The organism is Neisseria sp. HMSC061B04 (assembly GCF_001836705.1).
In the GTDB taxonomy this organism is placed as follows: Bacteria; Pseudomonadota; Gammaproteobacteria; order Burkholderiales; family Neisseriaceae; genus Neisseria.
In genome coordinates this window covers 52,998-75,866 of the sequence record NZ_KV830224.1, presented here as the reverse complement: position 1 = coordinate 75,866, position 22,869 = coordinate 52,998, and the positions used below count along the sequence as shown (strand labels likewise).

Genomic DNA, 22,869 nt, shown 5'->3' with positions numbered 1-22,869 from the left:
ATTAAATGATTAGGTATCGAATATGAAAAAAATAACCCTAAAATTCACCGCACTTTTGCTTGGCTCAGCTTTAGCAAGTAGTGCGTTTGCAACAGAAAATGGTCAAACTTCCTCAAGTTCTGATTATGAATTAGAGAAAGTATTGATTTTCAGCCGACACGGATTGCGTTCACCAGTGGAAAAAGATCCGCAAGAAATGGCGAAATATTCCCCGTATGCGTGGGCAAAATGGGATGTGTCATCTGGTTATCTCACGGCAAAAGGGACAGTGCTAGAAACCTATTTCGGCCAATATTTAGGACAATGGCTTGCGGATAAAGGATTATTAACGACAGATCGTTGTGCATCGGGTGAAGGTATTTTCGCTTATGCGAATGGAGTGCAACGCACCATTGCAACAGGTCAGGCCATTGTGGCAGGAGCTTTTGCAGGCTGTAATGTTCAACTGCAACATCACGGTGAAATTGGTTCAGAAAAAGATCCAATTTTTAACACGCAGGCGCACAATCCAAGCCAAGCTTTGATTGAATCTGCAAAAAATAACGTTGATTTAACCGCTTTACAGCAAAAATTAGTGCCAAATTATGCGTTATTGAGTGAAATCATCGATTATAAAAATTCACCAAACTGTTTGCAAAAAGGCGAATGTGATTTAGGTGGAAAAGTCGGTGAATACAGTATCAAAGACGGCAAGTCGGTCAAGATTACGGGTTCTATCAGCACCGGGAAGAAAATTGTCAGTGCATTATTGCTCGCACATTATGTGGGTAAGCCTGATTCTGAAATTGCAAACGGTCGTGTGGATAGCCAAGAAAAATGGCGCGCAATTAACGAAATTAAAAACGAATATTACCGCACTTTATTTAAAAACAATGAAGCGTTAGCACAAAATGCATCATATCCGTTATTGGCATTTATTCAGCAGCAGCTAAATAGCGAAAATAAAATTAACTTATTGGTTGGACACGATTCTAATATCGTCGCTCTGCTGGCTGCATTAGGTGTTGAGCCTTATGAATTAGATGGTTCATTGGAAAATATCCCAATCGGTGGCAAGCTGCTATTTGAAGTGTGGAAGCACAAACCAAGTGGTAAGCTCAAATTTAAGTTGGATTATGTGTATCAATCTACCGAACAGCTGATTAACACCACGCCATTAAGTTTAGCGACACCACCAAACCAAACAGCTTTAACGCTCAAAGGCTGTGAAAAAGATGAAAAGGGCTTTTGTGATTACGAGCGTTTTCAACAGGTGTTGAGTGAGGGTATTAAGAACGGTAAAAAATAGCATTCATGCAACCCTATGAAAAATACTTAAAAGAGAATTCGCAGAAACTGCGAGTGGATCAAACGGAAAAGCCGGCAAACGTAATGTTTACCGGCTTTTCTCAATATATTCTCAAAATTTTCTTCATCTATACACAACAAAAAACCTGCCCTTACGGGCAGGTTGTTTTCAATAATGACGAGGATTACAGGCCGCTCAGACGGGCTGTATCGTGTGCAATCATCAATTCTTCGTTGGTAGGAATCACAACGGCAACAGCTTTGCTGTCGGCAGTGGTAATTACACCGGCATTGCCGAAGCGGGCTTTCAGGTTGGCTTCTTGGTCGATGTACAGACCGAGGAAGCCCAAGTAGCCCAATACGCGTTCGCGGATGATGTCGGAGTTTTCGCCGATGCCGCCGGTGAATACCAAGGCGTCCAAACCACCTGCCGCTACTGTCATGCTGCCGATGTATTTAGCCAAGCGGTAGATGAACATTTCCAGAGCCAGTTTGGCTCCCGGATGACCTTTGGCAGCTTCTTCTTCGATGGTACGGCAGTCGTTGGACAAACCGGAAATACCGAGCAGGCCGGATTTTTTGTTCAGCATTTCGGTAATTTGGGAAATGGTCATGTTGGCGTTTTCAGCCAAGAAACTGAAAACGGCAGGGTCGATATCGCCGCTGCGGGTGCCCATTACCAAGCCTTCCAACGGAGTCAGGCCCATGCTGGTGTCTTGAGATTGGCCGTTGGCAACGGCGGTAATGGATGCGCCGTTACCCAAGTGGGCAATAACCATGCGCAAATCTTTTTTGTCTTTGCCGAGGAAACGTGCGGTTTCGTCGGTGACGAAGCGGTAGCTGGTACCGTGTGCACCGTAGCGGCGCAAGCCGTATTTTTCATACAATTCATGTGGAACAGCGTATTTGTAAGCGTGTTCAGGCATGGTTTGATGGAATGCAGTGTCGAATACGACAACGTTCGGCAGGCCTTTGAAAATGGTCTGTGCGGCACGCAGGCCCAAAAGGTGGGCAGGGTTGTGCAAAGGAGCAAGCGGAATGCATTTTTCAATACCGGCAATGACTTCGTCGTCAACCAAAATAGATTCTTTGTACAATTCGCCGCCGCTGACGACACGGTGGCCGATGGCGCCGATACGGCTGTCGAGGTCATGCGCTTTCAGTTCTTCCATCAGGGCTTCAACGGCGCCGGTATGGTCAGGTTTGGTAGAAAGATCGACTTTGCGTTTTTCACCGTTGAATTTGAAGGTAATGAAGGCATCAGGCAGATTGAGTTTTTCTGCCAGGCAGCTCAGCAATACTTCACCGCTGTCGTTGTCCAATACGGCACCCTTGAGGGAAGAGCTGCCGCAGTTCAAAACCAAGATTAATTTTTGTGTCATTTTATGCTCCTTGAGGTTTCAGACGGCATTTTTGTCGGGACCTTACTGCGGCTCCGGCTATGTTGCACCCCTTGTGGGACGTAGTGGGTAGCGGTCTGAACAGATTAACAAAGTAAACGCCGTATTCTAACAAAAAATGTAATCGGCTGCTTGACTTAATATTTGATGTAAAATGGACGGAATTTTATTTTAGGCCGTCTGAAAAATGACGGCGGTTTTGAAGAATTTTCAATATGCATTATTTCAGTATCCACACTCAAGACGGCGAGCATGCCGGATTTTTTATTATGTTGGCAGACGATGAGTCGCAAAATCCGCCGCAAAGCGGGCGCTTCGCAATCAAGCTGCAAAATGAAGATGCAGACGCAGCGGCGGTATTATCGCCTTTCGAGCAAACCGATATTCCGCAATACTGGCGCGTGGTTAAAGACCGTATCGAATTGTTTTTTGACGATAAAAACATAGGCGCGCTGCGCAACGAATACCTGACCGTCAGCGGCAAAACCTTTATCCTGACCGATTTGACCGGAGCGATGTAATGGAAAGTATGTTTATCCTTGTCCCCATCAGCATTATTTTGGCCTTTATTATCGGCTGGTTTTTCTGGTGGTCGGGTAAAAACGGACAGTTTGACGACCTTGAAGGACCTGCACACCGCATTTTGATGGACGACGACTCCACTGAAAAACTGATCGAAAAAGACGAAGACAAAGAATCCGAACAATGAGCCTTAAAAAAGATAATCTGAATTTCCACACGACCCGCCGTTTTGCGCCGCTCTTTGGGACGCAGTTTTTGGGCGCGTTTAACGATAATGTGTTCAAAACCGCATTATTCGTGATGATCAGTTTTTACGGTTTGGGCAAAAACGACTTTCTGCCATCCAGCCAAATGCTGAACTTGGGCGCGATGCTGTTTATCCTGCCCTACTTCCTGTTTTCCGCGCTCTCAGGGCAACTGAGCAACAAATTTGATAAAGCCGTTTTGGCGCGCTGGATCAAGCTGTTGGAAATCATCATCATGGCAGTGGCGGCGTATGGCTTCTACATCCAATCCGCGCCTTTGCTTTTAATCTGCCTGTTTTGCATGGGTACGCAATCTACCCTGTTCGGCCCGCTGAAATACGCCATTTTGCCCGATTACCTCAACGACAAAGAGCTGATTATGGGCAACAGCCTGATTGAATCGGGTACGTTTATCGCCATCTTGCTCGGCCAGATTTTGGGCACCGCAGTTGCAGGCGTTCCGCCGTATATTGTTGGCGGTTTGGTGTTGTTGGTCGCCATCGGCGGCACGATGACCAGCCTGTTTATGCCGTCTGTAGCCGCTAAAATGCCGGACACAAAAATCGAATGGAACATCATCAAAGGCACGAATTCGCTGATTCGTGAAGCGGTGGCCGACCGCCCTGTATTCACTTCCATTATCGGTATTTCATGGTTTTGGTTTGTCGGCTCGGTTTATACCACCCAACTGCCGACGTTCACGCAAATCCATTTGGGCGGCAACGATAATGTGTTCAACCTGATGTTGGCGCTGTTCTCCATCGGCATCGCCATCGGCTCGGTATTATGCGCCAAACTCAGCCACGAGCGCCTGATTTTGGGCTTGGTTACTATCGGCACATTGGGTCTGACTGTCTGTGGATTATTGCTGGTGTGGCTGACCCACGGCCAACGCTTCACCGAATTAAACGGCATTATCTGGTTTTTATCGCAAGCCCAAGCGTATCCGATTATGCTCGTCATGTCGGCCATCGGCTTTTTCGGCGGCTTCTTCTCCGTACCGCTCTACACTTGGCTGCAAACCGCCAGCAGCGAAACCTTCCGCGCCCACGCCGTCGCCGCCAACAACATCATCAACGGCGTGTTTATGGTGTCGGCTGCCATTCTGAGCGCAGTTTTGCTGATGTTGTTTGACAGCATCACGCTGCTGTATTTGATTGTTGCCGTGGGTAATCTTCCGTTGATTGTTTACCTCATCAAACGGGAACCGAAATTTATCGGAGATTTGACCGCTTTGTTGAAAATCAGCAAATAAGGTCGTCTGAAATATATCCCCACCATGCACATTTTCACTGTTCAATCGCGTGGACAGCTTGTGCATAAATCAGATTACTGTCTGATTTAACATTAAAAAACAGGACTGCCTAAATTTTAAGCACAACTTTACCGCCGGACAAAATGCACATTTTCCCCAAACAAGCGTGTGCAAAGGCTGTGAATAAGTCGGCTTAATGTTTGATATTTCAAAACAAAACGATATTTGATTAATTTTTAGGCAGTTAATAAAAGGCCGTCTGAAAACTTTTTCAGACGGCCTGAGCGTATAATAACCACCTACCTTATAGTTCCCAAACGATATGATTTATCCATGGCATGAAACCCAATGGCAACAGCTCGCCGCCCATTGGCAAAACCGTCCCAACGCTTGGCTGTTTACCGGCAAAGAAAATACCGGCAAAACCGAGTTTGCTCGCTTTGTCGCGCAGGCATTGCTGTGCGAATCGCCCAAGTCCGGTCATGAACCCTGCGGTGAGTGCGCTTCGTGCCATTTGTTCAGCCAAAACACGCATCCCGACTTTTACGAACTCACGCCGGAAATTCCCGAAGGCGAGGCAATAGGACGCAAACTCCTGCAAATCAAAATCGATGCCGTGCGCGATATTGTGGAAAACATTTACCTGACCGCAGTCCGCGGCGGCCTGCGCGTGGTATTGGTACATCCGGCGGAAAGCATGAATACACAGGCGGCAAACGGTTTGTTGAAAGCTTTGGAAGAGCCGCCGCAACACGTTGTTTTCCTGCTCGTTACCCATGCGCGCGACAAACTCCTGCCCACCATCAAAAGCCGTTGCCGCCAGATGGTGCTGCCCTCGCCGACCCATGAACAAGCTGCAGCATATCTGCGTCAACAGGGCGTGGAAAATGCCGAAGCCTTGTTGGCATTCCACAGCGGCGCACCTTTATTCACACCGACTCCCGAATTGGACGCATTGCGCGAAGAGTTGCTGACGCTGCTGGCTGCCCCACGTCTGTTGGCCATACTCGACTACGCCGCTGCGTTCGACAAACAAAAGCAACCGCTGGCCGTTTTCATCGACTGGCTGCAAAAGTGGCTGACGGATGTCGGTTTGGCACAACAAAGCATGGCGCCGCTTTATTATCCGCACCATGCCCAAGCCCTGCTTCAGACGGCCTCTAAAACCGATTCACGCAGGCTGTTTGCCCTATTGGGCCGTCTGAACGCGCTCAACCCTTACGGATACCATACCTTGAGTGTTAAAATGCAGCTTGAGTATCTGCTTATCGAATATTTAGATTTTTGGCAAAACAAACCCTAACAGGTAATAAATGATGAATAAAAAAGACATTCCGGCGAAGATGTTGGCTTTGCAACTCAAAGACCCCAATTTGTTGTACAACTGCTATATGCCGTTTTTAGAACACGGCGGCCTGTTCGTGCCGACCGATGACGTATTCTCCCTAGGCGAAGACATTCTCTTGGCCGTCGAAATCGCCGACTATCCCAAACGCTTCCTGCCAACCAAAGTCGTTTGGATCAATCCGGCGCGCACCTCGGCCCACCGCCCCAAAGGCGTAGGCCTTGCCTTTTCCGAACACGAAAGCTGCCAGCAGGCAAAAAACCTGATCGAAGCCGAGCTCGGCCCGCGCCTGCGCAGCGACCGTACTACTTTTACCCTGTAATACCATGCATTTAATCGATTCACATTGCCATCTCAACTTTGACGGCCTAAAAGACCGCCTGCCCGAAGTCTTTGCCAACATGGAAGCACAAAGCGTCAAACAAGCGCTTGCCATCAGCGTCAGCAAACAAAGTTTTGCCGAAGTCTTCGACATTGCCCAGGCGCACGACCACATCTACTGCACCATCGGCGTACATCCCGACAGCCAAGAAGCGGAGGAATTTACCATCGCCGAAATGGTAGAAGCGGCCAAACATCCGAAAATCGTCGGCATCGGCGAAACCGGTTTGGACTATTACTGGTGTAAAGGTGATTTGTCATGGCAGCATCAACGCTTTGCCGACCACATCCAAGCCGCCAACGAAAGCGGCCTGCCCGTTATCGTCCACACACGCGATGCGGCCGAAGACACCTTGCGGATTTTGAAAGAATGCCACACCAACTCCGGCGTGATCCACTGCTTCTCCGAAGACGTCGCCTTTGCCAAAGCCGCTTTAGATTTGGGCTTATACATTTCCTTCTCCGGCATTGTGACGTTTAAAAACGCACCGCTGATACAGGAAGCCGCCAAATACGTCCCTGCCGATAGAATCTTGGTAGAAACCGATGCCCCCTTCCTCGCGCCGGTTCCCAAACGCGGCAAACAAAACGAGCCGTCCTACGTCCGCTATACAGCCGAATTCGTAGCCAATCTGCGCGGCGAGAGCTTGGAAACATTGGCACAAAACACCAGCGACAATTTCTATCGCCTGTTTAAGAAAGTACCCGACAGCCGTCTGAACAACGGCTAGTTCTAAGACTTTCTACCACCGGTTCTGCCTCAAACGCAGCGGCAAACTCGAAATAGCTCAAGACAGAAACGATAACGAAATCGGCTTGTGCCATCTTCCGGACGGCCGGACCTTTAAAGAATGGAAATATTTCCATCAACACAATAAATAAGTTTAAATTCAAAATATTGCTTTCCTAAGCCCAGCAAAGCTCAAGGCCGTCTGAAAGTATTTTCAGACGGCCTCTTGCTTATTTTACTGATAGGATGTAAAACCTATCCTTCGAAATAAACGGTTCATCGAAACCGTACACCCATCGACACAATATGGACACGAACTCCGAAATGCACACCCACCCTAATTTTTACGCCATGCTAACAGCCGCCTGCCAAAAAAACGGTAAAGGCACGGTCATTTTCAACGACAAAGAAAAAATCAGCTATTCCTCCCTCAAACACGAAGTAGAAACCGTCGCCGCCTATCTGCAACACGAAGGCGTACAATATGGCGACAAGGTCGCCCTGGTCGTTTCCAACTCTCCCGAATTTATTGCCGCCTATTTCGCCATTACTTCCATCGGCGCGGTAGCCGTCCCACTCAATGTCTTTTTGAAAAGCGAAGAATTTTCCTACATCCTCAATGACTGCGACGCACGCTTTATGTTCGCCTCCGCGCCGTTGGCCAAAGAACTCAAAAACATCAAAGCCAAAACCAAAGTCCGTAAAATCATCTGGATTGGCGAAACCAAAGCCGCCAGTGGCGAAGACAGCTATTTCGATGCCGCACGCACATTCCCCGGCAAGCCGAATCTGAGCCGTCAGCCGTCTGTCAATGATTTGGCGCACATTATCTACACCTCCGGCACAACCGGCCACCCAAAAGGCGCATTAATCAGTTACAGCAACCTGTTTTCCAACCTTTCGGGCATCGAACAAATTTTCCAAATCTCGCAAAAAGACCGTTTCGTCGTCTTCTTGCCCATGTTCCACAGCTTTACGCTGACCGCCATGGTTTTGCTGCCGATATCTCAAGCCTGCTCGATTATTTTGGTCAAATCCGTCTTCCCGTTCTCCAACGTGTTGAAACAGGTTTTGCTCAAACGCGCTACCATTTTCCTCGGCGTACCGGCCATTTACACTGCCATGAGCAAAGCCAAAATCCCTTGGTATTTCAGATGGTTCAACCGCGTCCGTCTGTTTATCAGCGGCGGGGCACCTCTGGCCGGACAAACCATTGACGACTTCAAAGCCAAATTCCCGCGCGCCAAATTGCTGGAAGGCTACGGCTTGAGCGAATGCTCGCCCGTCGTGGCCGTCAATACGCCCGAACGCCAAAAAACCGCCAGCGTCGGCGTCGCCCTGCCCGGCCTGACCGTGAAAGCCGTCGATGATGAATTGGTCGAAGTGCCGCGCGGCGAAGTGGGCGAACTCATCATCAAAGGCGGTTCGGTTATGCAAGGCTACCTTAATATGCCTGACGCCACAGATGAAACCATCGTCAACGGTTGGCTGAAAACCGGCGATTTCGTCACCATAGACGAAGACGGCTTCATCTTCATCGTCGACCGCAAAAAAGACCTGATTATTTCCAAAGGCCAAAACGTCTATCCGCGCGAAATCGAAGAAGCCATTTACAAACTCGATGCCGTGGAAGCCGCCGCGGTCATCGGTGTGAAAGACCAATACGCCGATGAAGAAATCATTGCCTTTATCCAACTCAAAGAAGGCATGAAACTGGAAGAAGCCGAAGTCCGCAGCCACCTGCGCGGCCTGCTGGCAAACTTTAAAATCCCCAAACAAATCATCTTCCAAGACGAGCTGCCGCGCAATGCCACCGGCAAAGTGTTAAAACGCAAACTCAAAGAACAGTTTCAAGACTAAACCGCTGTTTCAGACGGCCTCTTGATTCATGCAGGCCGTCTGAAAACAATCTGTATTCCACAAACCTTTTCAGACGGCCACGACCATGACGACACCTATACTCGAAATCGAAAACCTAAACGGCTCCTTTCCGAGCAAGCAAGTCCTGCACAATATCAACCTGACCTTGCAACCCGGCCGCAAGCTGGCATTGGTCGGCGAGAGCGGCAGCGGCAAAACCGTATTGTCGCAAGGCATTATGCGCCTCAACCCGATGGTTAGCTTTGAAGGCCGTCTGAAATATTGCGGAACCGACCTGCTGACCCAGTCCGAACGCGCCCTGCAAAAGCTGCGCGGCTGCGAAATCGGCATGGTGTTTCAAGAACCCATGACCGCCCTCAACCCCGTTATGCGCGTCGGCGAACAAATCGCCGAAGTCCTGACCCTGCATTTGGGTTTGGATAAAAAACAGGCATGGGCGCGCGCCATCGAACTCCTAGATGAAACCGGCATCCACCAGCCCGAGCAAAAAGCCCAGGCTTATCCGTTCCAACTTTCCGGCGGCCAACGCCAGCGGGCCATGATTGCCATGGCCGTATCCGCCCAACCCAAGCTCCTGATTGCCGACGAACCGACCACCGCATTAGACGTTGCCGTCCAAGCCCAAATTCTCGACCTGCTCTCGCGCCTGCAGGAAGACCACGGCATGACCATGCTCTACATTACGCACGACTTAAACCTCGTGCGCCGTTTTGCCGACGACATCGCCGTTATGCGTAACGGCCGCATCCTTGAAACCGGCAAAGCAGCCGAAGTCTTCGCCAATCCGCAACACGAATACACCAAAATGCTGCTCAATGCCGGCACAACACGCCGCGTCGCCCCCTTGCCTGAAAACCCGGCCACCGTACTTAAGGCCGAACACGTCGCCTTTTCCGTCAAAGAATCGGACGGTTGGTTTAAAAAACGCGACAAAACCATCCTCAACCCCATTTCTTTCGACCTCAAATCTGGCGAAACCTTAGGCATCATCGGCGAAAGCGGCAGCGGCAAAACCACACTGGCCAAAGCCGTTATGCACCTTATCGACTCCGAAGGCAGCCTACACATCAACGGCGAGCCATGGAAACGCGAATTGAGGCGCAAAATCCAAATGGTGTTCCAAGACCCGTTCGGCGCATTCAATCCGCGCATGAATGTCTTTGATACCGTTTCCGAAGCCTTACGCGTGCACGAACCTGAAATGCCGCGCGAAGAAATGCGCCGCCGCGTCGAAGAAGTCCTCAAACAAGTCGGTCTGCCCGAAGACGCACTCGAACGCTATCCGCACGCATTCTCCGGCGGCCAGCGCCAACGCCTCGCCATCGCCCGCGCCATCATTGTCCGCCCGAAAATCCTCGTATTGGACGAACCAACCAGCGCGCTCGATGTCCAATGGCAACAACAAATCCTTGAATTGCTCAGCGGCCTGCAAAAAGAATACGGCCTCGCCTTCATCATCATCAGCCACGACCTTGCGGTTATCCGCGCTATCTCCCACCGCGTGATGGTATTGAAAGACGGCAAAATCGTTGAAGAAGGCGAATGTGAAAACGTATTTGCCAATCCAAGCAGCGACTACACGCGCCATTTGATTGCACACTCCGGCCACATGGTTCAAGAGACCGTCTGAATCTTTAAAGATTACGATAGGCGCATTTCAAAAAAACTATTACCGGGCGACGGCACTTGAAATTTTCCCTGTCTGCCACTATTCTGAACAACATATTTATTAATCCCGATTCAAAAGGAAACAAACATGAGCAGCGAATTGATTATCCACGCCAGCGATGCCAGCTTCGAACAAGACGTTTTGAAATCCGACGTACCTGTATTGCTGGACTTCTGGGCACCATGGTGCGGCCCTTGCAAAATGATTGCCCCAATCTTGGACGACATCGCCTCCGAGTTCCAAGGTCGTCTGAAAGTCGTTAAAATCAACATCGACGACAATGAAGCCACTCCTGCCAAATTCGGCGTTCGCGGCATCCCTACCCTGATGGTGTTCAAAAACGGCGAAAACGTTGCCACTAAAGTCGGCGCATTGGCTAAAGGCCAACTGACTGCATTCGTTGAAGCCTCTATCGCTTAAGGCTTTAAAGCATATAAAAAGGCCGTCTGAAAACAATTTTCAGACGGCCTTTTTTGTATTCATTAAGCAGCCAATGGTTTCAAAATCAGGCTGGCATTTTCAGCCTTCACTTTAAACAGCAAATCAATATTCGGATGCTTACCCGGATTGGCTTCGGCATCGGCAACATGCTCGGCAAACCATGCCAGACCGCGTTCTGCCGCCGCTGCGTCAAGTTTACCGTCAAACTCTTGCGCCAAAGCATGGTAAAGCTTGAGCGAGCCTTGTTTGCCGGGTGCATTGGGAATGTGATGAACCACATTGCCCTCTTTATCGAGAATATCCAAGCCGCTCAAATGATTGATGGCAGGCATGGTGGCCAGATTATCTTGGAAGCTCATGATTGTCCTTTCTGATGTGGGTTTTAAAGCAAACCATATAACAAGGCCGTCTGAAAGTTTAGGTTTGACACTTTTCAGACGGCCTTAAACATTTCAATTAACGTGTACCGAAAATCTTATCGCCGGCATCGCCCAAGCCTGGAATGATGTAGCCGTGTTCGTTCAAGTGGCTGTCGAGCGCGGCAGTGTAGATGGTTACATCAGGATGCGCCTCGTTGACGGCTTTCACGCCTTCCGGCGCAGCAACCAATACCAATGCTTTGATGTTGCGGCAACCTTTGGCTTTCAAAAGGTCGATGGTGGCAACCATAGAGCCGCCGGTCGCCAACATTGGGTCGATAATCAGCGCGGGACGTTCGTCCATGCTGTCGACAAATTTTTCAAAATAAGAAACCGGTTTCAAAGTTTCTTCATCGCGCTGCAAGCCGACAACGCTGATTTTGGCAGTCGGAATCAGGTCGAGTACGCCGTCGAGCATACCCAAACCGGCACGCAAAATCGGGACGACGGTCAGCGTTTTGCCTTTGATGCGGTCGCCTTCGATAGAGCCGCACCAGCCGTCAATAATGTATTTTTCAATTTCAAAGTCACGGCTGGCTTCATATGCCATCAGACGTGCCAACTCGGTGGTAAGCGTGCGGAATTTGTAAGTGCTGCAATCCGCTTCACGCATCAGCGTGAGTTTGTGGCGGACTAAAGGGTGGTTGATAACGGTAACGTTCATGTTGATTTTCCGAATTGCGTTGATGGAGGGGGATTATACTTTTTTTCGCATGGCGCGCAAAGTGCGTATTCATGCGAAAGGCCGTCTGAATCAGGGTTTCAGACGGCCTTTGTCAACAATTTTACATTACGGAATATTGCAGATGATTAAGCTTTCAGCAATTCTTGCAGTTCGCCGGCTTCATACATTTCCATCAAAATGTCGGAGCCGCCGACAAATTCGCCGTTAACGTACAGTTGAGGAATGGTCGGCCAGTCGCTGTATTCTTTAATGCCTTGGCGTACGGCATCGTTTTCCAATACGTTGACGGTTACATAGTCGGTGCAACCTGCCGCATTCAGGATTTGTACGGCACGGGAAGAGAAGCCGCATTGCGGGAATTGCTTCGTGCCTTTCATGAACAATACGACGCGGTGGGTGGTAACGACTTCTTTGATTTGATCGTGGATAGAGGACATGGTGTGTTCCTTTTTACTAAATCGGTTGTTCGGGAAAAATCAAATTTCCCGCCATTATACGCAAATTGATGAAGTTGAGGGGCGTTTATCAACGTCGGATCTGACCGTTGCCGTTGATGTAGAACTTGGTCGAAGTCAGCGCTTCCAAACCCATCGGGCCGCGGGCGTGCATTTTTTGGGTGGAAATACCGATTTCCGCGCCCAATCCGAAAACAAAGCCGTCGGTAAACCGAGTAGACGCATTGACATAAACCGCCGCCGCATCAATGCTTTCTTGGAAAAACTCGGCATGGGCAATGCTTTGGGTCACAATCGCTTCCGAGTGATGCGTCGTATGGCCATTAATCCAATCGACGGCTTCTTCCACTGATTTTACCGTTTTGACCGACATAATATAGTCAAGAAACTCGGTACTGTAATCTTCCTCGGTTGCCAAAACAGCATTTTTAAACATACGCAATGCTTCCTGATCGGCTCTAAATTCGACCGGATGCACTTTGGCAACGGCTTCTTCCAGTTTGGGCAAAAACGCTTCTGCTATCTTTTCGTGGACAACCAAAGATTCAGCGGCATTGCACACGCTCGGACGCTGCGTTTTGGCGTTCACGACGATATCGACCGCCATCTCCAAATCGGCACTGTCGTCCACATAAATATGGCAATTACCGACTCCGGTTTCAATGACAGGAACTTTCGATTTCTCTTTCACCGTCTGAATCAAGCGCGCGCCGCCACGCGGAATCAGCACATCAATATAATCGACCGCCTGCATCAATTCCTCGGCAGCAACATGACTGGTATCTTCGACCAGCTGCACTACATCGGCATCCATTCCCGCTTTTATCAAAGTCTGCCTAATGACGGCAATCAATGCAGTATTGGAATGGATGGCATCGCGACCGCCGCGCAAAATAATGGCATTGCCGGTTTTAAAGGCCAGAGAAAACGCATCGACCGAAACATTTGGGCGGCTTTCAAAAATCATGGCAACCACGCCCAAAGGCACGCGTTTTTGAACAATCTTCAAACCGTCCAGATTGGTATAGCCGCGGACAACCTGCCCAATCGGGTCCTGCAAATCGGCAACCTGCCCAACGCCTTCCGCAATGCCTTTGATGCGTTCGTGATTCAAGCGCAGCCTGTCGAGCATAATGTCCGAAATGCCGTTTTCTTTTGCAGCAGCCAAATCGCGGGCATTTTCTGCCAAAATCATCTCAGCCTGTTCAACCAAAGCCGTTGCAACCTGACGCAGCAGATTGTTTTTTTCCAAGCTTCCCAAGCTGATTAACGTTTTACTGGCTTTTTGGGCATTCTTGCCCAACTGTTCGATATAGTTCATCCAACCTCCCTATTTCTCTTGTGCAAACCACGTTCCGATAGGCGCGCCATCTAAAACCTGAAGAATATCGCGCGGATTAGCGCTGTTCATCAACACCATCTGGCCGTGATGTTCAAACATCATCTGCGCGCTCTTAATCTTACTGAGCATGCCGCCCGTACCAAACTTACTGCCCGAGCCGCCGGCAGAAGCAATAATTTCTTCGGTAATATCGGCAACATGGCTGCGCAGCTTGGCATCGGCGTGAACGGCCGGATTTTTATCAAACAAACCGTCGATATCGGACAACATAATCAACAAATCGGCTTTAACGATTTTCGCCACGACTGCCGACAAACGGTCGTTATCGCCAAATTTGGTGGCATGGTCCATCTCGTCCACGCTGACCGCATCATTCTCATTGACAATAGGGATGACGCCGATGGAAAGCAGGGATTCAAAAGCATTGGTAACGTTTGCCAAACTTTCCGGATATTCGACCACATCGCGCGTCAGCAGGATTTGCGATACCGTCATCCGATAATGGGAAAAAATCTGCGAGTAAAGGCTCATCATGGCCACTTGGCCGACGCTGGAAACAGCCTGCTGCTGCGCCATTTCCACCGGACGTTTTTCCATGTTAAGGACATTCAGCCCAAAGCCCATCGCGCCGGAAGACACCAGCACAATTTCCTTGCCCTTTCCGACCAAGCTGGAAATGACAAAGGCCAGTTGGTCGATTTTTGCCAAATTGATTTTACCGTTTGGCAACACCAAAGAACTGGTTCCAATCTTAATGACAATGCGTTTTACTGCTTCAAAATCTCGTTTCATTATTCTCCTCTGCTTTCTATTTTTATGATTGCAAGCGGCATTATTTCAGCCAAACGTATCTACATCATAACTGCGAAGCAATAGAAAATACAGACAAAATTAAAAGTGCCTCCTTCAAAAGCCATATTTTCAGCTCTTATCCGAATCCATTAACAACAAAACAAAAGGCCGTCTGAAACCCTATTTCAGGTTTCAGACGGCCTTTTACCAATTATTGAAACTCTAGTCTGCAAAGATAAATACAGACTGTTCCCTACAAACGCTTATTGATGGTCGGAAATAATTTTCAACATTTGCGCCAATACTTTAGGATTGGCCGCAACGATGTCGCCGCTTTCCAACCAGCCTTCATTGCCGGACATATCGGTAACGATACCGCCTGCTTCTTGGACAATCAATGCACCGGCGGCAATATCCCAAGGTTTGAGGTTGAACTCGAAGAAACCGTCCAAACGGCCTGCCGCAACGGCACACAAATCCAAAGAAGCCGCGCCTTCACGACGGCCGCCGGCGGTTTTGGCCAAGAAATCTTTCAAAATCGCCAGATACTTGTCCATCATGCTTTGATCGACAACAGGGAAGCCGGTGCCGATCAGGCAGCGGTTCAATTCGATGCGGTTGGAGACACGGATGCGGCGGTCGTTGAGCAACGCGCCTTTGCCGCGGGAAGCCATGTATACGTCGTTGCGCTCAGGTGCGTACACCAAAGCTTCTTGCAACACGCCTTTGTTCAGGAGTGCCATAGAGATGGCGTATTGAGGATGGCCGTGGAGGAAGTTGGTTGTGCCGTCGAGCGGGTCGATAATCCATTCGTACTCGGCGGTGGCTTTACCGTGGGAGCCGCCTTCTTCGCAAGTGATTTTGTGATGCGGATAGGCTTCTTTGAGCGCTTCCACCAAAATCATTTCGGAGCTGCGGTCAACATCGGAAACGAAGTCGTTGAATGCTTTGCTGTCTACTTTGACGGCATCCAGATTGCCGGCGGCGCGAATCATCATTTGCCCTGCTTTACGGGCGGCTTTGAAAGCGGTATTTAAAAACGGATTCATGGTTTTCTTCCTAATTCAGGTAAAATACGCCCTAATGCGCCGAACAAGGCACACAAGAGGCTGTTAATCGTTTCCGATGCTGTTAAAGAACATTTCAGACGGCATGGAAAAAGGCCGTCTGAAAACAAAAAGATGGCGCATTATACCTGATTCCCGTACAAACAGAAAACAAAACATGACTTCCGAAAAACCCGCCCTGCCCGCTTATCTGAACAACATCCGCATCATCCTCACGCGCACCAGCCATCCTGCCAATATCGGCTCCGCCGCCCGCGCCATGAAAACAATGGGCCTGCACAATCTGACCATCGTCGCCCCCAATCTGATGGCAACGCCGATGACGGAAAATCCACCCGTATTCGATCCGGAGCATCCGCAATCGTTTAAATTACCGGAAGAAAGCTTCATCCTCGCTTCCGGCGCGGCAGACGTTTTGGAAAATGCCACCATTGCCGCCTCTTTGGACGAAGCCCTTGCCGATACCACCATCGCCTGCGCCCTGACCAGCCGCCGCCGAGAAATCACCGCCCCGCTGCAAACGCCGCGCGACTTAGTACCCGAATTACTGCAGGCCGCCAACCGCGGCGAGAAAGTGGCGCTGGTATTCGGCAACGAGACTTTCGGCTTGAGTATCGAAGAAGTCCAAGCCTGCAACCGACTGATGACCATCAACGGCAATCCCGACTATTTCTCACTCAACCTCGCCCAAGCTGTGCAGGTCGTGTGCTACGAAATCTTCAGTCAAACCGATTCGCCCATGACCCATCTGCAACAGGAAGACCACGCCGCGACCCACGAGCAAATCAAAGGCATGGTCGCCCACATGGAAAGCGTAATGAACGACATCGGCTTTTTCAACCGCCGCAACGGCGAGCGCCTGATGCGCCGTATGCAGAGCCTGTTCGGACGCGCCAACACGCAAACCGAAGACATCGATATCCTGCGCGGTTTTTTCAATACCGTCAGCCACCGTATCCATAAAAAAGACTGATTAAGGCCGTCTGAAAACATTTCCAGCCTTTCAGACGGCATGACTGATATTCGGATAAGCATGAATTACGCCCTAGACGCATTATGGTGGAAACTCACCAGCCAACCCGTCCGCGACCTCGCCTCGCTGCTGACTGCGCCGCCTTTGTGGCAAAGCGGTTGCGAATTGAGCGTGCGCGAACTATTGGGGGAACACGGTTTCCGATATCTTTTGGCATTGGATGCCGATCCCGCGCCGCTGACGGATTACCTCGCCCAACGTTCCCCATTCGGACACCGTCTCGGCATTTATGCCGAAGAGCTGCTGGCTTTCTGGTTTGCCAACGCGCCGCACGCCAAACTGCACGCATACAATCTGCCCGTTTTTTCAGACGGCCAAACCTTAGGTGCCGCGGATTTTGTCGTTTCCCTCAACCAACAGCCCTACCATATCGAGCTGGCGTGTAAATACTACGGCGGAGACCAAGCGCAAAACCTGCGCGGCCTCAACCCTAAAGACACGCTGACGGACAAAGCCGACAAATTGGTGCAGCAATCCAAACTGCTGCATACGCCGCAAGGCAAAGCAACCTTAACCGCACAAGGTCTGTCGGAAAATCCGTTCCCTGCTTCCATCGTGCGCGGCATCGGATTTTTTCCACAAGGTTTCCATGCTTTTGAGCCGCCACTTAATCCATACTGCTGGCGCGGCATCTATATTCAAGATTGGGCGGAATATACGTTTGAACGCCAAGAAGCGCGTTATCACTTGCTCGACCGCATGGCCTACCTCGCCCCTGCGCGAGTTGCCGAAACTGAAACATTGAGCGAAACCGAAATCCGCCGTATCGACCAAGGCTTGATTGCCGTTTTGGAATTACGGCCGGACGGCTTTTGGCACGAAATCGAACGCATCATGAAGGCCGTCTGAAACCCTTTACTAACTTTAAGAGAAACCCATTACATTATGAACGCCGCACAACTCGACCATACCGCCAAAGTTTTGGCTGAAATGCTGACTTTCAAACAGCCTTCCGATGCCGTCCTCTCCGCCTACTTCCGCGAACACAAAAAGCTCGGCCGCCAAGACCGCCACGAAATCGCCGAAACCGCCTTTGCCGCACTGCGCCACTATCAAAAAATCAGTACTGCTCTGCGCCGTCCGCACGCGCAGCCGCGCAAAGCCGCTCTCGCCGCACTGGTTCTCGGCAGAAGCACCAACATCAGCCAAATCAAAGACCTGCTTGATGAAGAAGAAACAGCGTTCCTCGGCAATTTGAAAGCCCGTAAAACCGAGTTTTCAGACGGCCTGAATACCGCCGCAGAATTGCCGCAATGGCTGGTGGAACAGCTTCAACAGCATTGGAGCGAAGAAGAAATCCTCGCCTTCGGCCGCAGCATCAACCAACCTGCCCCGCTCGACATCCGCGTCAATACCTTGAAAGGCAAACGCGATAAAGTGCTGCCATTGTTGCAAGCCGAAAGTGCTGATGCAGAGGCCACGCCTTATTCGCCTTGGGGTATCCGCCTGAAAAACAAAATCGCGCTTAACAAACACGAGCTGTTTTTGGACGGCACACTGGAAGTCCAAGACGAAGGCAGCCAGCTGCTTGCCTTATTGGTGGGCGCAAAACGTGGCGAAATCATTGTCGATTTCTGTGCCGGTGCCGGCGGTAAAACCTTGGCTGTCGGCGCGCAAATGGCCAACAAAGGCAGAATCTACGCCTTCGACATCGCCGAAAAACGCCTTGCCAACCTCAAACCGCGCATGACCCGTGCCGGACTGACCAATATCCACCCCGAACGCATCAGCAGTGAACACGATACCCGTATCGCCAGACTGGCAGGCAAAGCCGACCGTGTGTTAGTGGACGCGCCCTGCTCCGGTTTGGGTACTTTACGCCGCAATCCCGACCTCAAATACCGCCAATCTGCCGAGACCATGGCCAACCTTTTGGAACAGCAACACAGCATCCTCGATGCCGCCTCCAAACTGGTAAAACCGCAAGGCCGCTTGGTGTACGCCACCTGCAGCGTATTGCCGGAAGAAAACGAGCTGCAAGTCGAACGTTTCCTGTCCGAACATCCCGAATTTGAACTCGTCAACTGCGCCGAACTTCTGCAAAACCTAAAGGTCGATTTGGATACCGGCAAATACCTGCGTCTCAACTCCGGAGAACACCAAACCGACGGCTTCTTTGCCGCTGTATTGCAACGTAAGGATTAAGGTTGAAAAAAGGCCGTCTGAAATCCTTTCAGACGGCCTTTTTGATAGATTTTTTACATTAAAATCATTAAATACGATAGTCGCGCTCTGCAATAATATACTTTAAGGCATGTATCTCGACCTTTCATCAGAATATTGTGAAAAGCTGGAAAAAATGCTTTATGCTTTGTAAATGTATGTGTTCTCGTTCAAAATTCGCCCGGTCATGCCTCAGGCGATACCCGATACAGACAACGATAATATATAAATCATTTGGTTAAAAATCATGTCGCATATTTATTCTTCACCCACAAAGCCCCGTTTATTGTCATCGGCCGTTGCCGTCGCCTGCTGTCTGTTGCCGTTTCAGACGGCCTCTGCATACAGCCTGCAAGACATCCTCAGGGACGCTTTAATCAGCGACCCGATTGTGCGTGAAGCCAAAGCCACTCAAGAAGCAGCACAAAGCACGACCAAAGCCACGCGCGCACGCCATTATCCTGTCGTTACCCTGACCGGTACGAAAGTGCTGGCGCAACACAATAAATACAACAGCAACGACATGGATGACGGTATCGGCGTGCGCGGCAGCGTGAACATCTACTCATGGGGTGCGATTGAAGCCGCCGTCCGCCGCGACCGCAGCCGCGAAGAATACTATCAACACAAATACACCGAAAGCCAAGAGCAGCTGGGCAGCGATATCGGCCGCCTCTACCTGAGCGCATTGCGTGCAAAAGAAACCCTGATCCTCAACGAACAGACTTTGGCGCGCCACAACAACCTCTTAAAAGACTTGGACACCATCGTCAAATATGATGCCGGCCGCCGTTCCGAGCTGATTGAAGCGCGCGCACGCCAACTGCAAGTTGCAAACATCATTGCCCAACAACGCCGCACCATGGATTTGGCACTGAGCCGCCTATCCCGCTATACCTCGCGCCAACTGACTGCCAACGATTTGGAAGATCCGTTTAAAAACGACACGGCGAAATCCATCACCAAACGCTTCAACAACCCCAACCGCAACAACAATCCGTCCTATCAGGCGCAATTGGCCGAACGCGACAGCGTCCGTGCCGATTTGGATGCCTCCAAAGCCGAACGTCTGCCTGCCCTCAATTTGGAAGGCAGTGCGACGCGCAACACCAGACAGCTTTATTTAAACGTCGCATGGAATGTGTTGGATATTGCCGCACGACACAATGTAGAGCGCAATGCCAAATCATTGATTGCCGCAGAAGCCAAGTCCGAACAAATCCTGCGCGACATGAACGAACGCGTTCAAACGTCGGCCATCGATATGCAGGAAAGCGAACAGCGCACCGCGCTGACGGCGCAACACATCGCCGCCCAAAAAGAAGTCATCAAAGTGTACGAATTGCAGTTCAAAATCGCCCGACGTACGCTGACCGACGTTTTGAGCGCATACAGCGAGTTATCCTCCATCGAGCAGGATTACGTTGCCGCCCGCAACGATTTCCGTGATGCGGCACTCGACTATTTAAATACCCAGGCCAAGATCTCCGCTTGGGTCGGTTTGGCACAAAAATAAAGCCATATCCGCCGGTTAAACCAAAAACATTACGCGAAAAAATATGAAAGCCATCATTGAACATATCGTTTTAGTGACCCGCCTTTTGGGTGCGCCCGTATCCGAAGCCGCTTTGTCCGCCGAAGTCGTGCGCGACAAAAAGCTCAAGGTCAACTATCACTCGCTGGTCGAAGTCCTGCGCAGCCACGGCTTTGAAAACACCTTATCCAAACGCAATCTAGAAGACATCCCCTCGCTTGCCGTGCCGGTCATGATTATCCTGCACAACGAAGAGGCAGCGGTCATCACCCAAATCGAAGGCTCCGGCCAAGAGCGTAAATACCATATCCGCCAAGTTGACGGTTTGGAACAAGAACTCAGCCATGAGCAGCTCTCCGGCCTGTATTTGGGCTACTGCTGGTTTATCAAACCCAAAATGGCTACCGATATGCGCTCGGAGCTGCCTGAATACCATTTGCCCAAAGCATGGTTTTGGAAAGTCATTTGGCGTTTCCGCAGCTACTACTACCAAGTCATCTTGGCCACCATCATTATCAACTTCCTTGCGCTCGTCAGCTCTTTATATGTGATGAACGTGTACGACCGCGTGATTCCCAACCAAGCCTATGAAACCTTGTGGGTATTGAGCATCGGCGTGGTCTTGGCGATTTTGTTTGAATTTGCCGCCAAGATGATTCGCGGTCATTTGACCGATATTGCCGGTAAAAAGGCCGACCTGATCATCAGCTCCGCCCTGTTCCGCCGCGTGATGGCATTACGTTTGGCAGACCGTCCTGCATCTTCCGGTTCATACGCCAGCAACCTGCGCGAATTTGAAGCCGTGCGCGAGTTCATGACCAGTGCCAGCTTGTTGACTATTGTCGACTTGCCTTTCCTGTTGCTGTTTATCTTCGTAATTTCCATGGTCGGCGGCAAACTGGCACTCGTTCCCTTGACCATCATTCCGATTGTCGTGATTGTCGGTTTTGTCGTACAACGCCCACTCTCTCGCCACATCAACGAATCAATGAAAGAAGGTTCGCAACGCTCCGGCCTTGCCGTTGAAGCCATCGAAGGCATCGAAACCCTGAAAACCAACAACGCCACATCTTGGGCGCAACAACGTTGGGACGAATACACCGCCAAAACTTCCGCTTCTTCCATCAAAGTCAAAGACACCAGCAACTTCATGGTCAACTTCGCCGTTGCCATGCAGCAACTTAATACCGTCTTCTTGGTCGTTGTCGGTACCTATTTGATTCATGCTGACAACCATGCGGAACGCATTACCATGGGTGCATTGATTGCCTCCGTGATTCTGTCCGGCCGCGCCTTGGCGCCATTGGCACAAATCGCTGGTTTGGCCACCCGCTTCCAACAAGCCAAACTTGCCCTCAAAGGCGTAAACGACATCGTTACCCGCCCTATCGAGCGCAATCCGGAACGCAAATATATTACTTTGGACAATGTTCAAGGCAGTATTACCTTTGAAAACGTATCGTTCAAATATCAAGCCGACAACAACAGCGCCGTCGAAGATTTGCGCCTGACCATCAAACCGGGCGAAAAAGTCGGTATTTTGGGCCGTATCGGCAGCGGTAAAAGCACCATGCTCAAACTGGCCAGCGGTCTGTACGATACCGAAAAAGGCAACGTTACCCTTGACGGCCTCGATATGCGCCAGCTTGACCCCAACTTCCTGCGCGATCAAGTCCTGCTGTTGAGCCAATCGCCACGCCTGTTCCTCGGCACATTGCGTGAAAACATGGATTTGGCGCGTACCGGCAGCTACTCTACCGACCAAGACTTACTGACTGCGCTCAACCGTTTCGGCCTCGATAAAATCATCCGCAACCATCCGCGTGGTTTGGATATGCCTCTGGGTGAAGACGGCTTGGGCTTGTCCGGCGGTCAAAAACAAATCATTGCCCTGGCGCGTATGACCTTGCGTAACCCGAAAGTCGTCTTGCTGGACGAGCCGACCACCAGCCTGGACCAGGCTACCGAACGCATGGCGCTCAATGCCATTGCCCAATGGGGCCGCAACCGCACCATGCTTTTGGTAACCCACCGTCCGCAAGTGCTGCAAATCGTCAACCGCATCATTGTGATGGACAATGGTAAAGTCGTGATGGACGGCCCGCGTGACCTAGTATTGCAAAAACTCATGCAAAACGAACAGGCCAAAGCAGCCAACGTCAAACAACAACAGCAACAAGCTGCCACAGCCCCTCAATCGGCAGCACAATAAAGCAAAAGGCC

At 50.3% G+C, this 22,869-nt stretch carries 22 protein-coding genes; 15 read left to right on the top strand and 7 right to left on the bottom strand.

What is annotated here, in order from left to right:
* The first annotated feature begins 22 nt into the window (after positions 1-22).
* Entirely contained in the window at positions 23-1,288 is a 1,266-nt protein-coding gene (locus HMPREF2661_RS09410; RefSeq protein WP_049323545.1) for a histidine-type phosphatase, read from the top strand.
* A 184-nt stretch (positions 1,289-1,472) separates the two neighbouring features.
* Here HMPREF2661_RS09410 and HMPREF2661_RS09405 read toward each other — a convergent pair whose 3' ends face one another.
* The gene (locus tag HMPREF2661_RS09405; RefSeq protein ID WP_049323544.1) at positions 1,473-2,669 is read right to left on the bottom strand and encodes an acetate kinase; all 1,197 of its coding nucleotides are present in this window, start codon (positions 2,667-2,669) and stop codon (positions 1,473-1,475) included.
* Between the two features lie 233 nt (positions 2,670-2,902).
* On the opposite strand from HMPREF2661_RS09405, the gene HMPREF2661_RS09400 reads away from it, so the two are divergent.
* The 9 genes from HMPREF2661_RS09400 to trxA all read left to right on the top strand — a co-directional run bounded on the left by HMPREF2661_RS09400 (position 2,903) and on the right by trxA (position 11,135).
* On the top strand, positions 2,903-3,208 hold the full coding sequence (locus HMPREF2661_RS09400) for an HLGFF motif protein (RefSeq protein WP_049323543.1): 306 nt from the start codon (positions 2,903-2,905) through the stop codon (positions 3,206-3,208).
* Positions 3,208-3,396: a cbb3-type cytochrome oxidase assembly protein CcoS gene (gene ccoS / locus HMPREF2661_RS09395; protein ID WP_049323541.1), complete on the top strand. Its 189-nt coding sequence runs from the start codon at positions 3,208-3,210 to the stop codon at positions 3,394-3,396. Before HMPREF2661_RS09400 ends, ccoS begins: the two co-directional genes overlap by 1 nt.
* Positions 3,393-4,709, top strand: a complete 1,317-nt coding sequence (locus HMPREF2661_RS09390) for an MFS transporter (protein WP_049323540.1) — start codon at positions 3,393-3,395, stop codon at positions 4,707-4,709. Before ccoS ends, HMPREF2661_RS09390 begins: the two co-directional genes overlap by 4 nt.
* 322 nt (positions 4,710-5,031) lie before the next feature.
* Entirely contained in the window at positions 5,032-6,012 is a 981-nt protein-coding gene (locus tag HMPREF2661_RS09385) for a DNA polymerase III subunit delta' (RefSeq protein WP_004520841.1), read from the top strand.
* A 10-nt stretch (positions 6,013-6,022) separates the two neighbouring features.
* Positions 6,023-6,376, top strand: coding sequence for a PilZ domain-containing protein (locus tag HMPREF2661_RS09380; protein ID WP_003746058.1), 354 nt, complete (start codon positions 6,023-6,025; stop codon positions 6,374-6,376).
* A gap of 4 nt (positions 6,377-6,380) precedes the next feature.
* On the top strand, positions 6,381-7,166 hold the full coding sequence (locus tag HMPREF2661_RS09375; protein WP_049323538.1) for a TatD family hydrolase: 786 nt from the start codon (positions 6,381-6,383) through the stop codon (positions 7,164-7,166).
* Positions 7,167-7,471: 305 nt separating this feature from the next.
* Positions 7,472-9,025, top strand: coding sequence for a fatty acid--CoA ligase (locus HMPREF2661_RS09370; protein ID WP_049323537.1), 1,554 nt, complete (start codon positions 7,472-7,474; stop codon positions 9,023-9,025).
* Positions 9,026-9,110: 85 nt separating this feature from the next.
* Positions 9,111-10,676, top strand: coding sequence for an ABC transporter ATP-binding protein (locus tag HMPREF2661_RS09365; RefSeq protein WP_049323535.1), 1,566 nt, complete (start codon positions 9,111-9,113; stop codon positions 10,674-10,676).
* 126 nt (positions 10,677-10,802) lie between these two features.
* On the top strand, positions 10,803-11,135 hold the full coding sequence (gene trxA, locus HMPREF2661_RS09360) for a thioredoxin TrxA (protein ID WP_003681479.1): 333 nt from the start codon (positions 10,803-10,805) through the stop codon (positions 11,133-11,135).
* Between the two features lie 62 nt (positions 11,136-11,197).
* Here trxA and HMPREF2661_RS09355 read toward each other — a convergent pair whose 3' ends face one another.
* The 6 genes from HMPREF2661_RS09355 to HMPREF2661_RS09330 all read right to left on the bottom strand — a co-directional run bounded on the left by HMPREF2661_RS09355 (position 11,198) and on the right by HMPREF2661_RS09330 (position 15,898).
* The gene (locus HMPREF2661_RS09355) at positions 11,198-11,515 is read right to left on the bottom strand and encodes a DUF2322 family protein (protein ID WP_049323534.1); all 318 of its coding nucleotides are present in this window, start codon (positions 11,513-11,515) and stop codon (positions 11,198-11,200) included.
* 97 nt (positions 11,516-11,612) lie between these two features.
* A complete protein-coding gene (gene upp, locus HMPREF2661_RS09350; RefSeq protein ID WP_003746048.1) occupies positions 11,613-12,239 on the bottom strand; it encodes a uracil phosphoribosyltransferase in 627 nt (208 codons plus the stop codon).
* A gap of 146 nt (positions 12,240-12,385) precedes the next feature.
* Positions 12,386-12,697, bottom strand: coding sequence for a Grx4 family monothiol glutaredoxin (gene grxD, locus HMPREF2661_RS09345; protein WP_003681608.1), 312 nt, complete (start codon positions 12,695-12,697; stop codon positions 12,386-12,388).
* Between the two features lie 88 nt (positions 12,698-12,785).
* Positions 12,786-14,036 carry a glutamate-5-semialdehyde dehydrogenase gene (locus tag HMPREF2661_RS09340; protein WP_070823515.1) on the bottom strand — a complete coding sequence of 417 codons (1,251 nt, stop codon included), beginning with the start codon at positions 14,034-14,036 and terminating at the stop codon, positions 12,786-12,788.
* 9 nt (positions 14,037-14,045) lie between these two features.
* A complete protein-coding gene (gene proB / locus HMPREF2661_RS09335) occupies positions 14,046-14,849 on the bottom strand; it encodes a glutamate 5-kinase (RefSeq protein WP_049323529.1) in 804 nt (267 codons plus the stop codon).
* Positions 14,850-15,112: 263 nt separating this feature from the next.
* A complete protein-coding gene (locus HMPREF2661_RS09330) occupies positions 15,113-15,898 on the bottom strand; it encodes an inositol monophosphatase family protein (protein ID WP_049323527.1) in 786 nt (261 codons plus the stop codon).
* Between the two features lie 175 nt (positions 15,899-16,073).
* Between HMPREF2661_RS09330 and HMPREF2661_RS09325 the strand changes: the two genes are divergently transcribed.
* The 5 genes from HMPREF2661_RS09325 to HMPREF2661_RS09305 all read left to right on the top strand — a co-directional run bounded on the left by HMPREF2661_RS09325 (position 16,074) and on the right by HMPREF2661_RS09305 (position 22,858).
* Positions 16,074-16,889, top strand: a complete 816-nt coding sequence (locus HMPREF2661_RS09325) for an RNA methyltransferase (RefSeq protein WP_070823594.1) — start codon at positions 16,074-16,076, stop codon at positions 16,887-16,889.
* Positions 16,890-16,928: 39 nt separating this feature from the next.
* On the top strand, positions 16,929-17,798 hold the full coding sequence (locus HMPREF2661_RS09320) for a DUF1853 family protein (RefSeq protein ID WP_070823513.1): 870 nt from the start codon (positions 16,929-16,931) through the stop codon (positions 17,796-17,798).
* Positions 17,799-17,834: 36 nt separating this feature from the next.
* Positions 17,835-19,094 (top strand): RsmB/NOP family class I SAM-dependent RNA methyltransferase, encoded by a 1,260-nt coding sequence (locus tag HMPREF2661_RS09315; RefSeq protein WP_070823510.1) that lies wholly within the window; start codon positions 17,835-17,837, stop codon positions 19,092-19,094.
* 304 nt (positions 19,095-19,398) lie between these two features.
* A complete protein-coding gene (locus tag HMPREF2661_RS09310; protein ID WP_070823592.1) occupies positions 19,399-20,628 on the top strand; it encodes a TolC family protein in 1,230 nt (409 codons plus the stop codon).
* 43 nt (positions 20,629-20,671) lie between these two features.
* Complete coding sequence (locus HMPREF2661_RS09305; protein ID WP_070823508.1) at positions 20,672-22,858, top strand: type I secretion system permease/ATPase; 2,187 nt, start codon at positions 20,672-20,674, stop codon at positions 22,856-22,858.
* Positions 22,859-22,869: the final 11 nt, after the last annotated feature.

What these genes read in the sequence shown, in the direction of transcription:
- HMPREF2661_RS09410 (WP_049323545.1), top strand. Translation starts at nt 23, where the DNA reads ATGAAAAAAATAACCCTAAAATTCACCGCACTTTTGCTTGGCTCAGCT.
- HMPREF2661_RS09405 (WP_049323544.1), bottom strand. Translation starts at nt 2,669, where the DNA reads ATGACACAAAAATTAATCTTGGTTTTGAACTGCGGCAGCTCTTCCCTC.
- HMPREF2661_RS09400 (WP_049323543.1), top strand. Translation starts at nt 2,903, where the DNA reads ATGCATTATTTCAGTATCCACACTCAAGACGGCGAGCATGCCGGATTT.
- ccoS (WP_049323541.1), top strand. Translation starts at nt 3,208, where the DNA reads ATGGAAAGTATGTTTATCCTTGTCCCCATCAGCATTATTTTGGCCTTT.
- HMPREF2661_RS09390 (WP_049323540.1), top strand. Translation starts at nt 3,393, where the DNA reads ATGAGCCTTAAAAAAGATAATCTGAATTTCCACACGACCCGCCGTTTT.
- HMPREF2661_RS09385 (WP_004520841.1), top strand. Translation starts at nt 5,032, where the DNA reads ATGATTTATCCATGGCATGAAACCCAATGGCAACAGCTCGCCGCCCAT.
- HMPREF2661_RS09380 (WP_003746058.1), top strand. Translation starts at nt 6,023, where the DNA reads ATGATGAATAAAAAAGACATTCCGGCGAAGATGTTGGCTTTGCAACTC.
- HMPREF2661_RS09375 (WP_049323538.1), top strand. Translation starts at nt 6,381, where the DNA reads ATGCATTTAATCGATTCACATTGCCATCTCAACTTTGACGGCCTAAAA.
- HMPREF2661_RS09370 (WP_049323537.1), top strand. Translation starts at nt 7,472, where the DNA reads ATGGACACGAACTCCGAAATGCACACCCACCCTAATTTTTACGCCATG.
- HMPREF2661_RS09365 (WP_049323535.1), top strand. Translation starts at nt 9,111, where the DNA reads ATGACGACACCTATACTCGAAATCGAAAACCTAAACGGCTCCTTTCCG.
- trxA (WP_003681479.1), top strand. Translation starts at nt 10,803, where the DNA reads ATGAGCAGCGAATTGATTATCCACGCCAGCGATGCCAGCTTCGAACAA.
- HMPREF2661_RS09355 (WP_049323534.1), bottom strand. Translation starts at nt 11,515, where the DNA reads ATGAGCTTCCAAGATAATCTGGCCACCATGCCTGCCATCAATCATTTG.
- upp (WP_003746048.1), bottom strand. Translation starts at nt 12,239, where the DNA reads ATGAACGTTACCGTTATCAACCACCCTTTAGTCCGCCACAAACTCACG.
- grxD (WP_003681608.1), bottom strand. Translation starts at nt 12,697, where the DNA reads ATGTCCTCTATCCACGATCAAATCAAAGAAGTCGTTACCACCCACCGC.
- HMPREF2661_RS09340 (WP_070823515.1), bottom strand. Translation starts at nt 14,036, where the DNA reads ATGAACTATATCGAACAGTTGGGCAAGAATGCCCAAAAAGCCAGTAAA.
- proB (WP_049323529.1), bottom strand. Translation starts at nt 14,849, where the DNA reads ATGAAACGAGATTTTGAAGCAGTAAAACGCATTGTCATTAAGATTGGA.
- HMPREF2661_RS09330 (WP_049323527.1), bottom strand. Translation starts at nt 15,898, where the DNA reads ATGAATCCGTTTTTAAATACCGCTTTCAAAGCCGCCCGTAAAGCAGGG.
- HMPREF2661_RS09325 (WP_070823594.1), top strand. Translation starts at nt 16,074, where the DNA reads ATGACTTCCGAAAAACCCGCCCTGCCCGCTTATCTGAACAACATCCGC.
- HMPREF2661_RS09320 (WP_070823513.1), top strand. Translation starts at nt 16,929, where the DNA reads ATGACTGATATTCGGATAAGCATGAATTACGCCCTAGACGCATTATGG.
- HMPREF2661_RS09315 (WP_070823510.1), top strand. Translation starts at nt 17,835, where the DNA reads ATGAACGCCGCACAACTCGACCATACCGCCAAAGTTTTGGCTGAAATG.
- HMPREF2661_RS09305 (WP_070823508.1), top strand. Translation starts at nt 20,672, where the DNA reads ATGAAAGCCATCATTGAACATATCGTTTTAGTGACCCGCCTTTTGGGT.